Below are 13,863 nucleotides of genomic sequence, written 5' to 3' on the forward strand. Positions count from 1 at the left end.
CACCATGCTGAGGAGAGCCGCCGCGCTGCTCGCCGTCCTCGCCGCGGCGGCCGCCGTGCTGCTGGGCGGCGCCGGCACCGCCGCCGCGCACGCCGCCCTGGTCGCCACCGACCCGGCCCAGGGTGCGGTGACCGCCACCGCCCCCGCCGCCGTCACCCTCACCTTCAGCGAGGGCGTCTCGCTCACCACCGACTCGGTGCGGGTGCTCGACCCCGCCGGGCAGCAGGTGGACAACGGCGACGCCGCCCACGCCGACGGCAAGGACGCCACCGCCCGGGTCACCCTCCGCACCGGCCTGGGCAACGGCACCTACACCGTCGCCTGGCGGGCCGTCTCGGAGGACTCCCACCCCGTCGGCGGCGCGTTCACCTTCTCCATCGGCGCTCCCTCCGACACCACCGTCCCCGCCTCCGCCGTGCAGGGCGCCGAGCCCGACGCCGTGGTCGCCGCGGCGTACGGCACCGCCCGCACGATCGCGTACGCCGCGTTCGCGCTGCTGGTCGGCTCCGCGGTCTTCGTGCTGGTCTGCTGGCCGCGGGGCGCGGCCGTGCACGCCGTGCAGCGGCTGCTGATGACCGGCTGGATCGCCCTGCTGGTCTCCACCGTGGCGGTGCTGCTGCTGCGCGGCCCGTACGAGCGGGGCACCGGCCTCGGGCAGGCCTTCGACCTGACGCTGGTGCGCGCCACCCTCGACGAGCGGATCGGCACCGCGCTCGCCGCCCGGCTGCTGCTCCTCGCCGCGGGCGGCGTCTTCCTGTCGCTGCTGGTCGGCCGCCTCGGCCAGGAGGAGCCCGGGGAGGACCCGGCGGACACCGGGACGGGCCCGGCCCCCGCGGGCGGCGAGGAGGACGAGCTGCGCGCGCTGGAGCGACGCGCCGCCGAACGCCCGCTGCGCGACGCCCGCCTCGGCCTGGGGGTCGCCGGGGCGGTGCTCGCCGTCGCCCTGACCGCGACCTGGGTCGGCGCCGACCACTCCTCGGTGGGCATCCAGGTGCCGCTGGCCCTGCCGACCGCCGCCCTGCACCTGCTGGCGACCGCGGTCTGGCTCGGCGGCCTGGCCACCCTGCTCGTGGGGCTGCGGCACGCCGTGCCGACGGCGGCCGTCGAGCGGTTCTCCAAGCTGGCGCTGGCCGCCGTCACGGTGCTCACCGCCACCGGCGTCTACCAGGCCTGGCGCGGCCTCGGCAGCTGGAGCGCGCTGGTGGACACCGAGTACGGGCGGCTGCTGCTGATCAAGGTCGGCTGCGTGGCCGCGATGGTCGGGCTGGCCTGGATCTCCCGGGCGTGGGTCGCCCGGCTCCGGGCCGCCCCGGCGGGGCCCACCGCGGACGCCGTCGTGGGAACCGCCGCGGACGCCGCGAAGACCGCCGTGGAGAGCCCCGTGGAGGGCCCCGCGGAGGGCCCCGCGGAGGCTTCCGGCGGGGCCGGGGACGACCCCGTACGGCGCGCGCAGCTCCGGCGGCAGCAGGCCGCCCGGGCCGCCGCCGGCGAGCGGCGCAGCCGGGACGGCGGTCCGGCGCGGGCCGGGCTGCGCCGCACCGTGCTGGTGGAGAGCGTGGTGGCGGTCGCCGTGCTGGTCGTCACCACGATGCTGACCAACGCGCCGCCCGGGCGGGTCGCGGAGGCCGTCGCCGCCACCGCGCAGACGCCGGCCGCGCCCGGGGCGAGCTCCGTGCCGGGCCGGACGACGGAGCTGAAACTGCCCTACGACACCGGCGGCAGCACGCCCAACGCCAAGGGCACCGCGACGGTGACGGTCAACCCGGTCGCCACCGGCCCCAACCAGGTGACGCTGAAGCTCGACGACAGCACGGGCGCACCGGTGACCGTGCCCGAGGTGCAGCTCGCCTTCACCCTGCCCGACCGCGACCTCGGCCCGCTGCCGGTGACGCTCGCCGCGCAGGGCACGGGACGCTGGACGGGTACCGCGCAGCTCCCGCTGGCCGGAAACTGGGTGGTGTCGGTGACGGTGCGCTCCTCCGACATCGACCAGTCCACGGCGACGGAGCAGCTGAAGGTCGGCTGACCCCGCTCCCCCGGCCCGATGCACGGTGCACGACCCCGGGCCGGGGGACCAGCAGGCGGGACGGCGCCCGGCCGGGCGCCGGGAGTGACTATCGTGGCAGGCCGAGTCCTGCTCAGCACCACCCTTGCGTACGGAGGCGGCATGTCGGCGACCCGCTACACCTATCTCGGGCCGGAAGGCACGTTCACCGAGGCCGCCCTGCGCACCCTGCCGGAGGCGGCGACCCGCGAGCTCGTGCCGCTGGCGTCCGTGCCGGCGGCGCTGGACGCGGTGCGGGCCGGCGACGCCGCGGGCGCGTTCGTGCCGGTGGAGAACTCGGTGGAGGGCGCGGTCACGGCGACCAGCGACGAGCTGGCCTCCGGCGCGCCGCTGATGATCTACCGCGAGGTGCTGCTGCCGATCACCTTCGCGCTGCTGGTGCGTCCGGGCACCGCGCTGGCGGACGTGAAGACGGTGACGAGCCACCCGGTGGCCCAGCCGCAGGTGCGCCGCTGGCTGGCGGCCAACCTCCCGGAGGCCCAGTGGGAGGCGGCGGCGTCCAACGCGGACGGCGCCCGGCTGGTGCAGGAGGGCCGGTTCGACGGCGCGTTCGCGGGCGAGTTCGCGGCGCCGCTGTACGGGCTGGAGCCGCTGGTGCTCGACATCCACGACGCCGCGAACGCCACGACCCGCTTCCTGCTGGTCGGCCGGCCGGGCCGGGTGTCGTCGCCGACCGGGCTGGACAAGACCTCGATGGTCGTCTGGCTGCCGGACGACCACCCGGGTGCGCTGCTGGAGCTGCTGCAGGAGTTCGCGGTGCGCGGCATCAACCTGATGCGCATCGAGTCGCGGCCGACCGGCGAGGGCATGGGCAACTACTGCTTCCTGATCGACTGCGAGGGGCACCTCAGCGAGCGCCGGGTGAGCGAGGCACTGATGGGCCTGAAGCGGATCTGCCCGCAGGTGCGTTTCCTCGGCTCGTACCCGCGGGCGGACGCCGGCCCGCAGCGGTCGGTGCGGCCCGGCACGACCGACGCTGACTTCTCGGCGGCGGCGGACTGGCTGTCCCGCTGCCTGGACGGCCGCGGGGAGATCTGACCGCTTCCGGTGGGGACGGGCGGCCGTGGGGCCGCCTGTTCATCCACAGGGCCGGAGCTTCGTCCACAGGCTGCGGCCCGACGGAGGTTATCCACAAGGAGCGGCCCGAGTCGACAAAGCGGTATAGCCACCGACAAGCCTGGTCGGATCATCACACCCGTCCACAGAGGTGACTAATCGGACCAGAGTCACCCTTCTGCCATCGAATCACCTGCGCGAGCGAGCGAATTCCCTCACCCGAGAAGGCTCATCCGGGTTTCAAACCTCAATTCCCTTGCGATTCGCCTCATCGCTCTTCACTTTCCGGTCGTCCACAGGATCCGGGCCCTGCCTGTGGACAAGCGGGATCGGCGCCCGTTTTTCCCAGGGGTTATCCACAGGCGGGGCGGGGTTATCCCCAGGGCCTCGCCAGCCCGTCGCACCCCGCCGCGGCCCGGCCCGGCGGGCCCGTCCACGGGCCCGCAGCCCGGCATCCCCGCCGCCCGCACGCACCGATCCGGACACTACCGGACAAGAAGCTCCATAACCGTCCGAGTTTGCCGCCCGGCCTCAATGCGGTGAATAGCGGACGAAAACCGACGGGCCGTCAGCCGGGTCCCTCTCCGGATCCCCTGCCGAATCCCCGGGAATCCGGTTCCGGTCCGGGCCCCGCTCCCCGGTAGGCTGGCCCCGTGATTGACCTTCGCCTGCTCCGTGAGGACCCCGACCGAGTGCGCGCCTCGCAGCGCGTCCGTGGTGAGGACGTCGACCTCGTCGACGCCCTCCTCTCCGCCGACGAACGGCGCCGGTCCTCGGGCAGTCGCTTCGACGAGCTCCGCAACGAACAGAGGACCCTCGGCAAGCAGGTCGCCAAGGCGCAGGGCGACGAGAAGGCCGCCCTGCTCCTGCGCACCAAGGAGCTCGCCGCCGAGGTGAAGGCCGCCGACGCCGCGCAGAGCGAGGCCAAGGACGAGGCCGACCGCCTGCTGCGCTCGCTCGCCAACCTCATCGACCCGGCCGCGCCGGTCGGCGGCGAGGAGGACTTCGTCACGCTGGAGGAGATCGGCACCCCGCGCGACTTCGCCGCGGAGGGCTTCGAGCCCCGCGACCACGTCGAGCTCGGCCGCATCCTCGGCGCCATCGACACCGAGCGCGGCGCCAAGGTCGCCGGCGCCCGCTCCTACTACCTGACAGGCGTCGGCGCGCTGCTGGAGCTCGCCCTCGTCAACATGGCGATGGCGCAGGCCACCGCGGCGGGCTTCACCGCGATGATCACCCCGGCCCTCGTCCGCCCGGCCGCCATGGACGGCACCGGCTTCCTCGGCCAGGCCGCCGAGAACGTGTACTACCTCGCCGAGGAGGAGCGCTACCTCGTCGGCACCAGCGAGGTGCCGCTGGCGGCGTACCACATGGACGAGATCCTCGACGGCGACCAGCTGCCGCTGCGCTACGCGGGCTTCTCCTCCTGCTTCCGCCGCGAGGCGGGCACCTACGGCAAGGACACCCGCGGCATCATCCGGGTGCACCAGTTCGAGAAGGTGGAGATGTTCGTCTTCACCACGCCGGAGGAGGCCGAGGCCGAGCACCGCCGCCTGCTCCAGTGGGAGAAGGACTTCCTCAACGCGCTGGAGCTGCCGTACCGGGTCATCGACGTCGCCTCCGGCGACCTCGGCTCCTCGGCCGCGCGCAAGTTCGACATCGAGGCGTGGATCCCCACCCAGGGCAAGTACCGCGAGGTCACCTCGACCTCCAACACCACCGAGTACCAGTCGCGCCGGCTCTCCATCCGGGTCCGCGAGGAGGGCAAGGTGCGCCCGCTGGCGACGCTGAACGGCACCCTGGTCGCCGTACCGCGCACCATCGTGGCGATCCTGGAGAACCACCAGCAGGCGGACGGCTCGGTCGTGGTGCCGCAGGCGCTGCGCCCGTTCCTCGGCGGCCGCTCGGTGATCGAGCCCGTCGCCAAGTGAGCACCTCCCCCGGTGGCGGCCTGCCCTTCCGGCTGGTCGCCACCGACCTCGACGGCACCCTGCTGACCTCGGCCGAGACGGTCTCCGACCGTACCCGTGCGGCCCTCGCCGGAGTGGTCGCCGCCGGGGCGCAGCACATCGTCGTCACCGGGCGGTCGGCCGCCTGGGCGCGCCCGGTCTTCGACGAGATCGGCTACACCGGCATAGCGGTCTGCGGCCAGGGCGCGCAGGTGTACGACGCCGGTGCGCACCGGCTGCTGACCTCGCTCACGCTGGACCGGCGGGTCGCCGCGACGGCGCTGGCCAAGATCGAGGCCGAGACCGGCCCGCTGGCCGTGGCCGCCAACCAGGACGGGCTGGACGGCCAGGTGCTCGCCGGGCCGGGCTTCCGCCTGCAGATCGGCAGCGAGCTGCCGGTCGTCCGGGTCGGCGCGGACGAGCTGCTGTCCGGCCCGCTCGCGAAGCTGTACATCCAGCACCCGGCGCTGACCGACGACGAGCTGGCGGACGCCGCGCTGCGCGCGGCCGGTGATCTGGTCGGTGTCGTGATGGCGGGGCCCGGCGTCGTCGAGCTGCTGCCGCCCGGGCTGTCCAAGGCGACCGGCCTCGCGGTGGCGTCGCTGCGGCTCGGGGTGAAGCGCACCGAGGCGATCGCGTTCGGCGACATGCCGAACGACCTCCCGATGTTCGCCTGGGCCGCGTACGGCGTCGCGATGGCGGGCGCCCACGAGCGGCTCCGCGCCGTCGCCGACGAGGTGACGGCCGGCAACGACGAGGACGGCGTGGCCCTGGTGCTGGAGCGGGTCTTCGGCCTGGTCTGACCGGCCGCCGTCCGACGGTCCCCGGCCCGGTGGGCCGGGGACCGTCGGCTTCTCAGCCGTAGGAGACGTTCGAGCAGGGGTCGTCGTCCGCGGACCGCGCGTCGTTGGCGATGCTGGACGGCAGGACGGACGGAACGGCGGCGGCGGTGCTGCCGGAGGCGTAGTCCTTGCCGAGGACGAGGCTGATGCCCGCCTTGGTGGAGGACTGGAGGGTCGCGCCCGGGAAGAGCTGGGCGACCTTCTCGGCGGAGGCCTTCTGGCCGGGGCCGTACTGGACGAGTGTGGTCGCGTGGTTCTGCGTGGCGGCGTTGCCCCGGCCGGTGACGGTGAAGTCGGAACCGGTGAGGGTCGACGCGGCCTTGGTGGTCAGGCCGCTGGTGAGGGTGCCGTTGTAGACGCCGACCTTGATGCCGGTGCCGTCGACCGTGGCCGGCACGGTCGGGGCAGCGCTCGCCGCGGCGCTCGGGCTCGCGTCGGCGCCGGCGCTCGCGTCCTGGCCGTCGAGGGTGCGGTCGGCCTTGAGGGCGGCCCAGAGGGTGTCGACGTCCGGGTGGACGAGGTCGATGCGCGAGCCGGCGAACTTCCACGGCGTCGTGAGGAACTTGATGTTGTGCAGGTCGATGTTCTTCATCTGCATGGCGAAGGAGATCAGCTTCGTCGGGGAGTCGAGCCCCGGGTCGACGATCATCGACTTGGTGGCGGCGTCGGCGAGCGGCAGCAGCGTGGTCGGGTCCATGCCCTTGCTCTTCACGCTCTTGATGAGGGAGGCCATGAAGGCCTGCTGGCGTTTCATCCGGCCGACGTCGGAGCCGTCGCCGATGCCGTGCCGCAGCCGTACGTAGTCGAGCGCGGCCTTGCCCTCGACCTTCTGCTCGCCCTTGGGGTAGAGCTGCTTGCCCTTCTTGCCCAGGTTGGGGTTGAGGTCGCCCTCGTAGATCGCGTTCGGCAGGCAGACGTTGACGCCGCCGACCGCGCTGGTCATCGCGGAGAAGCCCTCGAAGTTGACGACCATCGTGTGGTCGACGCGTATGTTCGTCAGCGCCTCCACGGTGTTCTGGGTGCAGGCCGGGTTGCCCGTCTCGGTGTTGCCGACCGAGAACGCGCTGTTGAACATGACGTCGGTCTTCTTCTTCGTCCACGAGCCGTCGGGCAGCTTGCACGGCGGTATGTCGACCAGCGCGTCGCGGGGGAAGGAGACGCCGACCGCGTGCTTGTGGTCGGCGTAGACGTGCAGCAGGATCGTCGTGTCCGAGCGGGCGCCGCCGTCCTCGCCGCCGCCCAGGCTCTTGTTGTCGCCGCTGCGCGTGTCGGAGCCGATCAGCAGGACGTTGATCGGCGTGTGGCCGTTGGCGTCCGGCGTCGCGGCGTCCGGGCGGTTCTTGCTGACGCCGTCGCCGTCGAAGGACTGGATGTTGCCGCCGAGCTTCAGGTAGAGCGCGCCGCCGGCCGCGGTGACCAGGCCGAGCGTGGCGACCGCCACCCACACGACGACCTTCTTGCGGCTGCGGGGGCGCTGCCGTGCCCGGCGGGCCTCGGCCCGGCTGACACCGCTGCCGTCGTCGTCGCCCGGGGCCGGGCGGCCGCGGCGGGCGTCGGCCCGGCCGCCCTGCCGGGGCAGGGCGGACTCGTCCGGGGCCGCGCGGCGGGGACGCGGCACGGCTTCCTCGCGGTGCGGCGCGTAGGCGTCGTCCTCGCGGCGACCGCGGTAGGCGTCGTCGCGGTAGCCGTCGTTGCGGCGGGGGTCCTCGGCGTAGCCGTCGTCGCGGCGGCCTCCGCCGTGGCCGCGGCCACCACCACGGCTGCCGTACCCGTCATGGCCGCCGTACCCGTCATGGCCGCCGGCGCGGTGCCCGGCGTCCGGCCGGCCGTCCCGGCCGTAGCCCTGGCCGGCGTTGCCGTAGCCGTCCTGGAAGGAGGCGTCGTCCCGCCACCAGCCGGCGTCGTGATCCGACGCCCCCGCCCTCTGGCCTGACATTCGTACACCTTCCACCGGCACAGCCCAACACGAGCCTCAGCAACGCACCCCTGACAGGGTCCTGCCGCGTGAGCTTCTGCGGAGCATATAAAGGCATCATTGAAGAGTCACGGCCCGGGCTGCTGATTGCACGATCGGACAATCTCTGTCGACGGCCGGAAGCGCTCCCACGCCGAGCCGGTGGACACCGGCTCACGCGTCCGGCCATTGTAGGATGAGGTCGGTTGTAGGATGACCGGGCAAGCCCACCACCGGGCAACCCGCGCCCCGGCGCAGGGGACCCACGAACACGCGAAGGGAGCGCCCATGGCCGGCCGGACCGACGGACTGCACGCCGCCGGGCGCCGCTCCCTGGTCGACGAGACCATCGACCAGCTGCGCGAACAGCTCGGCGCCGGCACCTGGCAGGTGGGGGAGCGCATCCCCACCGAGCACGAGCTCGCCGAGCGGCTGCACGTGGGACGCAACACCGTGCGCGAGGCGATCCGGGTGCTCGTTCACGCCGGCATGCTCCTCTCCCGCCAGGGCGAGGGCACCTTCGTCCGCTCCACCAGCGACCCGGCCGCCGTGCTGCGCGGCGTGCAGCGCTCCGACGTACGCGACGTCCTGGAGGTCCGTGCCGCCCTGGAGGCGGAGGCCGCCCGGCTGGCCGCCGTCCGGCACACCCCGCACGACATCGCCCGGATGCGGGCGGCGCTCGCCCGCGAGGCCGAGATCATGGCCGCCCACCCCGAGCGGGCCGGACGCGAGGCCACGGTCGAACACGACCTGGAGTTCCACACCGCCGTCGTCGAGGCCGCCCACAACCCGGCGCTCGCCGAGCTGTACCGCTACTTCGGCGCCTCGGTCCGCGAGGCGATGCACGCCGCCTTCGGCGACCACGGGATGCCCGAGGTCGTCCTCGCGACCCACGAAGCCCTGGTCGACGCCGTCGAGAGCGGCGACCCCGACCGCGCCGAAGCCGCCTGCCGCGCCCTGCTGGCCGGGCCGACCGCCGCCGTCGAGCAGCTGATCGCCGCCATCGCGGCCCGGAAGTGACGCGGGCACCGCCCGCTCCTCCCCCTCCCCGCACGCACCGTCCGGAAAGAAGCCCCTCCCGCCATGGCGGTCACCCGCACCCCGCAGTCCCCCGCCGTCACGGCCGTCCGTACCCGCACCTCCCTCGCCCACCCGGCGCTGATGCTCGCCGGGATCCTGCTGGTCGCCCTCAACATGCGGGCCTGCCTGGCGGCGATCTCCCCGCTCGTCGGCGAGATCCAGCACTCGCTCGGGCTCTCCGCCACCGCGAGCGGCCTCATCACCACCGTGCCGGTGCTGTTCCAGGGCGTCGGGGCACCGCTCACCCCGCGGCTGACCCGCCGGTTCGGCGCGGAGCGGGTGGTGCTCGGCGCGGTGCTCACCCTCGGCGCGGGCGTGCTGGTGCGCGTGCTGCCCTCGGCGGCCGCGCTCTACGCCGGCTGCGTGGTGATCGGCGTGGCGATCGCCGTCCTGAACGTCTCCATGCCCTCGCTGGTCAAGCGGGAGTTCCCGGACCGCGCCGCCGCCATGACCGGCGTGTACTCCACCACCATGCTGGTCGGCGCCACCCTCGCGGCCGGCGTGTCCGTGCCGCTGGAGCACGCGCTCGGCGGCGGATGGCGGGCCTCGCTGGGCGCCTGGTCGCTGCTCACGCTGGTGGCCGCCCTGGCGTGGCTGCCGCAGCTGCTGCACGCCCGCCGTCCGCAGCCCGCGGCCGTACCGGCAGCGGGCGCGACCACCGGCGCGGCGGCCGGCGGGAGCCCGTGGCGGTCCCCGCTGGCCTGGCAGATCAGCGCGTTCATGGGCATCTCGTCGCTGCTGGTCTACAGCCTGGTCGCCTGGATGCCCACGGTGCTCGCCGACCACGGCATGGACCGCGGCGAAGCCGGCCTGGTCTTCGCGTTCTCCAACCTCGTGCAGGTGGCCGGCGCCTTCCTGGTGCCGCTGCTGGCCGGGCGGATGGGCCGGCAGCGGGCGCTCGCCGCGACCATGGCCGTCCTGAACGCCACCGGCATCGCGGTGCTGCTGCTCGCCCCGGTCGGCGGCGCCTGGGCGGCGGCCACCGTCCTCGGCGTGGCCCAGGGCGGATCGCTCGGACTGGCGCTCGCCTTCATCGTGCTGCGCACCGGCAGCCCTGCGGGCGCGGCCCGGCTGAGCGGCATGTCGCAGTCGGTCGGCTACCTGCTCGCGGCGGCCGGCCCGGTCGGCGCCGGGGCGCTGCACCAGCTGACCGGCGGCTGGGACCTCCCGCTCGCCCTGCTGCTGGCGCTGGCACTGGCAGCGGCCGCGGCGGGCTGGGGCGCGGGCCGCGACCGTACGGTCTGACGGGGCGCCCGCGCCTCCGGACGGCCCGCCCGGAGGCGGGCGGCTCCGGCTACTCCTCGCCGGCGAGCGTGAGCCCGCCCAGCCGGAAGGCCGCCAGTGCGGTGGCCGCCACGCCGACCACCAGCAGGAGCGGCACGGCGACCGAGAGCGAGACGTCGGCGGTGATGGCGCCCTCCGCCGCGACGGACCTCGCCACCGACAGGCCCCACTGCTGGACGCTGAGCGTGCGGGCACCGGGCACGAAGTTGCCGACCAGGCTCTCCCACACCAGCGCGTAGCCCAGGCCCGCCACCACGGCGTGCCGGGTGACGACGCCGAGCAGCAGGAACAGCGCGCTGTACGCGGCTCCGGCGACCAGCGCACCGGCGGTGTAGCCGACGGCGACGCCGTCCTCGGTGCCGTAGAGGATCAGCCCGGCCAGCAGGATCGGCACGCCCGACAGCAGCCAGGTCGCCGCGACCGCCACCGACAGCTTGGTGGTGACGATCTGCCAGCGCGGCAGCGGCTTCGCCAGCAGGTAGACGATCGAGCCGTCCTCGATCTCGGTGGCGATCACCCCGGTGCCCACGACGAGCGCGAGGATCGGCAGCAGCGTGCCGACACCCAGCCCGCCGATGACGGTGGCGCCCAGCCCCCGCGGGTCGTCGGCGGTCAGCCGGGCGATGACGGCGATGAGCAGCAGCAGAGCGGGCACGACCAGCAGCAGGATGCCGCGGCGGCGCCCCAGCAGGCCGCGCGCGGTCAGCCTGGCGACGGTCACGTTCACGGGTTCGGCCTTCCTTCGGGCGGTGGTTCGGGGTGTGGTTCAGGCGGTGGTTCGGGGGTGGGTCAGGAGGCGACGAGGTAGGAGAAGACGCTCTCCAGCGACTCGTCGGCCGGGGAGACCGCGTACAGCCGGATGCCGGCGTCCTTCGCGACCCGCGGCAGCAGGGTGGTGAAGCCCTGGAAGTCCACCGCCTGGATGCGCAGCGCGCGCTCCGCGGCGTCGAACTCGATGCCCGTCGTGGAGCCGTCGGCGATCAGCGCGGCGGCGAGGCTGCGGTCGTCGCTGGAGCGCACGAGGTAGCGGTGCGGGCGGTTGGTCATCAGCCGGCGGATCCGCCGGAAGTCACCGGACGCCGCGTGGCGTCCGGCCACGACGACCTCGATGTGCCGGGCGAGCTGCTCGACCTCCTCCAGGATGTGCGAGGAGAAGAGCACCGTGCGGCCCTCGGCGCCGAAGCGCCGCAGCAGCTCCATCAGCTGGAGCCGCTGGCGCGGGTCCATGCCGTTGAAGGGCTCGTCGAGCAGCAGCACGGCCGGGTCGTGGACGAGCGCGGACGCCATCTTGACCCGCTGCTTCATGCCCTTCGAGTAGGTGCCGGTCTTCCGGTCCTGGGCGTACTCCATCTCGACCAGGGCCAGCGCCCGCCGGGCGGCCGCCGCCGGGTCGGCGAGGCCGTGCAGCTCGGCGTTGGCGAGCACGAACTCCCAGCCCGTCAGGTAGTCGTACATCGACTCCCGCTCGGGCACCAGGCCGATCGCCCGGTACGCCTCCTGGTTGCGCCAGATCGGCACGCCGTCCAGCGCGACCTGGCCGGCGGAGGGCGGCAGGAAGCCGCTCATCATGTGGATCAGGGTCGACTTGCCGGCGCCGTTCGGGCCGAGCAGGCCGGTGACGCCGGGGCCGATCTGCATGGAGACGTCGTTGACGGCGACGACGTTGCCGAACCAGCGGGAGACCCGGTCGATGGTGATGACGGCCATGGCGAGCTCTCAGATCTTCCGGTAGCGGCGGTCGGTGAACCAGTAGCTGGCGACGGTCAGCAGCACGATCTCGGCGGCGAACAGCACCGCGGCCCCGGCACCGGGGGCGTGCATCACGTTCGGGTGGTCGACCAGGCCGAACACCTGGTTGACGAAGCCGTTGACGAGCATGCCCGGGGAGAGCATCGCGGCCCAGTTGGCGCTCTCCGGCGGCGACTCGAACTCGCCGCCCGCGATGCCGTAGACGATGCCCGCGACGATGCTGCTGACCACCAGGACACCCATGATCGCCGCCACGCCGAAGCCGCGGCGCGGCGTGCTCGCGGCGATCAGCATCGCGATCGCCGACTCCAGCACCGCGTACAGCACCGCGGCGGCCAGACCGATGAGGAGGTGCACGGTGTGGTGGCCGAACGGCAGCTTGCCGAGCAGCGCCCCCACGTACAGGACCAGCAGCGGGACGGCCATCACGATGAACAGCGCGCTCGCCAGCGCGGCGAACTTCGCCCGCACGTAGTCGGCCCGCGTGATCGGCCGGGAGAAGTACAGCGGCACCGTGTGGTGGCGCAGGTCGCGCGAGAACAGCACCGGCGCCTGCGAGGCCAGGAAGATCCAGACCAGCATGCCGATGTTGTTGATGTACTCGGCGTAGTCGACGATCGGCTCCTGCACGCCGGTGAAGATCTGGATGGAGACCATCACCGCCGCGATCACCACCGGCAGGCCGAACATCGCCATCGGCAGCACCTTGGACTTGCCGGACCGGCCCAGGCCGAACGCGGCACGCAGGCTCTGCACGTACAGCGAGCGGGTCGCGTAGGCGCGACCGAGCCGGGGGCCCGCGTAGCCGCGGTAGCCGATGTTGTGGATGACACCGGTGTCGGCGTCGGTGCGGGCGTCAGGAGACGGCGGCATCTGCGGGACCTCCCGTCGGCTGGGTGGAGTGCGGCAGGCCGCTCGTCGCGCGGTCGTCCGCGGCCTGGTCGGTGAAGATCTCGGCGACCCGGTGGCGGCGCTGCTCCAGGCGCACCAGCCCCAGCCCGAGGTCGGCCACGGCGTCACGGACGAGGTCGTACGTGTCCTCGCCGCCGATCTCGACGAGCAGCACGTGCGAGCCGTCGGGACGCACCGTCAGCCCGGCGGCGGTCAGCCGCGCGGCGACCTCGGCGCCCGGATCGGCCACCGCGTCCTGCGGGTGGTCGGTGACCTCGACCGCGAGCATGCGGGTGGCCTCGGTGAAGGAGGCGGTGGAGGACGAACGCAGCAGCCGTCCGCCGTCGATGACGACGAGGTGGTCGCAGGTGCGCTCCAGCTCGCCGAGCAGGTGCGTGGTGACGAGCACCGAGATGCCGAAGTCCGAGTGGATCCGGCGGATCAGGGCGAGCATCTCGTCGCGGCCGGCCGGGTCGAGGCCGTTGGTCGGCTCGTCCAGCAGCACCAGCTGCGGGTCGTGCACGAGCGCCTGGGCCAGCTTCACCCGCTGCTTCATGCCCGTCGAGTAGCCGCCCATCGGGCGGTAGCGCTCCTCGTACAGGCCGACGTGGCGCAGGATGTCGGCGGTGCGCTCACGGGCCGCGGCGGCCGGCAGGCCGCTCATCCGGGCCATGTGCACCACGAACTCCGTCGCGGAGACGTCGGGCGGCAGGCAGTCGTGCTCGGGCATGTAGCCGACCCGTTCACGGATCTCGGCACCCTGGGTCGCGATGTCGAGGCCGAGCACGCGCCCGGTGCCGGACGTCGCGGGCGCCAGCCCGAGAAGGATCTTGATCAGAGTGGACTTGCCCGCTCCGTTGGCGCCCACCAGGCCGACCACCCCGGGCTGCACCTCTACGGTCAGCTGGTCCAGGGCGGTGACCCGCGGGAACCTCTTCGTGAGGCCGTCCGTTGCGATGACTGTGGACACGCCCTCAACGTAGTGGTGACGGG

General features: G+C 73.6%; 11 protein-coding genes. 6 read left to right on the forward strand and 5 right to left on the reverse strand.

Going from position 1 to position 13,863, the window contains the following annotated elements:
- The first annotated feature begins 4 nt into the window (after nt 1-4).
- From SNE206_RS10185 to SNE206_RS10200, 4 genes are all read left to right on the forward strand, one after another.
- Nucleotides 5-2,026 carry a FixH family protein gene (locus SNE206_RS10185; RefSeq protein ID WP_407913038.1) on the forward strand — a complete coding sequence of 674 codons (2,022 nt, stop codon included), beginning with the start codon at nt 5-7 and terminating at the stop codon, nt 2,024-2,026.
- A gap of 141 nt (nt 2,027-2,167) precedes the next feature.
- On the forward strand, nt 2,168-3,103 hold the full coding sequence (pheA, locus tag SNE206_RS10190) for a prephenate dehydratase (RefSeq protein ID WP_407913137.1): 936 nt from the start codon (nt 2,168-2,170) through the stop codon (nt 3,101-3,103).
- Between the two features lie 671 nt (nt 3,104-3,774).
- Entirely contained in the window at nt 3,775-5,052 is a 1,278-nt protein-coding gene (gene serS, locus SNE206_RS10195; protein ID WP_405012191.1) for a serine--tRNA ligase, read from the forward strand.
- Nucleotides 5,049-5,873, forward strand: coding sequence for an HAD family hydrolase (locus tag SNE206_RS10200; RefSeq protein WP_407913039.1), 825 nt, complete (start codon nt 5,049-5,051; stop codon nt 5,871-5,873). The genes serS and SNE206_RS10200 overlap by 4 nt, the downstream gene beginning before the upstream one ends.
- Before the next feature lie 52 nt (nt 5,874-5,925).
- On the opposite strand, the gene SNE206_RS10205 is transcribed toward SNE206_RS10200, so the two are convergent.
- Nucleotides 5,926-7,848: an LCP family protein gene (locus SNE206_RS10205; protein ID WP_407913040.1), complete on the reverse strand. Its 1,923-nt coding sequence runs from the start codon at nt 7,846-7,848 to the stop codon at nt 5,926-5,928.
- Between the two features lie 306 nt (nt 7,849-8,154).
- On the opposite strand from SNE206_RS10205, the gene SNE206_RS10210 reads away from it, so the two are divergent.
- Both SNE206_RS10210 and SNE206_RS10215 read left to right on the forward strand, forming a co-directional pair.
- The gene (locus SNE206_RS10210) at nt 8,155-8,886 is read left to right on the forward strand and encodes a FadR/GntR family transcriptional regulator (RefSeq protein WP_407913041.1); all 732 of its coding nucleotides are present in this window, start codon (nt 8,155-8,157) and stop codon (nt 8,884-8,886) included.
- Nucleotides 8,887-8,949: 63 nt separating this feature from the next.
- Nucleotides 8,950-10,191: a CynX/NimT family MFS transporter gene (locus SNE206_RS10215; RefSeq protein WP_407913042.1), complete on the forward strand. Its 1,242-nt coding sequence runs from the start codon at nt 8,950-8,952 to the stop codon at nt 10,189-10,191.
- Between the two features lie 49 nt (nt 10,192-10,240).
- Here the strand turns inward: SNE206_RS10215 and SNE206_RS10220 are convergent, their stop codons facing one another.
- From SNE206_RS10220 to SNE206_RS10235, 4 genes are all read right to left on the reverse strand, one after another.
- Nucleotides 10,241-10,957: an ABC transporter permease gene (locus SNE206_RS10220; protein ID WP_407913043.1), complete on the reverse strand. Its 717-nt coding sequence runs from the start codon at nt 10,955-10,957 to the stop codon at nt 10,241-10,243.
- A 62-nt stretch (nt 10,958-11,019) separates the two neighbouring features.
- Nucleotides 11,020-11,937 carry an ABC transporter ATP-binding protein gene (locus SNE206_RS10225; protein WP_407913044.1) on the reverse strand — a complete coding sequence of 306 codons (918 nt, stop codon included), beginning with the start codon at nt 11,935-11,937 and terminating at the stop codon, nt 11,020-11,022.
- 9 nt (nt 11,938-11,946) lie between these two features.
- Complete coding sequence (locus SNE206_RS10230) at nt 11,947-12,852, reverse strand: ABC transporter permease (RefSeq protein ID WP_407913045.1); 906 nt, start codon at nt 12,850-12,852, stop codon at nt 11,947-11,949.
- Entirely contained in the window at nt 12,836-13,840 is a 1,005-nt protein-coding gene (locus SNE206_RS10235; protein ID WP_407913046.1) for an ABC transporter ATP-binding protein, read from the reverse strand. The genes SNE206_RS10230 and SNE206_RS10235 overlap by 17 nt, the downstream gene beginning before the upstream one ends.
- Nucleotides 13,841-13,863: the final 23 nt, after the last annotated feature.

The sequence above is a fragment of the Kitasatospora sp. NE20-6 genome (assembly GCF_045862635.1).

Coding starts and splice junctions, on each gene's coding strand:
- SNE206_RS10185 (WP_407913038.1), top strand. CDS start 5: ATGCTGAGGAGAGCCGCCGCGCTGCTCGCCGTCCTCGCCGCGGCGGCC.
- pheA (WP_407913137.1), top strand. CDS start 2,168: ATGTCGGCGACCCGCTACACCTATCTCGGGCCGGAAGGCACGTTCACC.
- SNE206_RS10205 (WP_407913040.1), bottom strand. CDS start 7,848: ATGTCAGGCCAGAGGGCGGGGGCGTCGGATCACGACGCCGGCTGGTGG.
- SNE206_RS10210 (WP_407913041.1), top strand. CDS start 8,155: ATGGCCGGCCGGACCGACGGACTGCACGCCGCCGGGCGCCGCTCCCTG.
- SNE206_RS10215 (WP_407913042.1), top strand. CDS start 8,950: ATGGCGGTCACCCGCACCCCGCAGTCCCCCGCCGTCACGGCCGTCCGT.
- SNE206_RS10225 (WP_407913044.1), bottom strand. CDS start 11,937: ATGGCCGTCATCACCATCGACCGGGTCTCCCGCTGGTTCGGCAACGTC.
- SNE206_RS10230 (WP_407913045.1), bottom strand. CDS start 12,852: ATGCCGCCGTCTCCTGACGCCCGCACCGACGCCGACACCGGTGTCATC.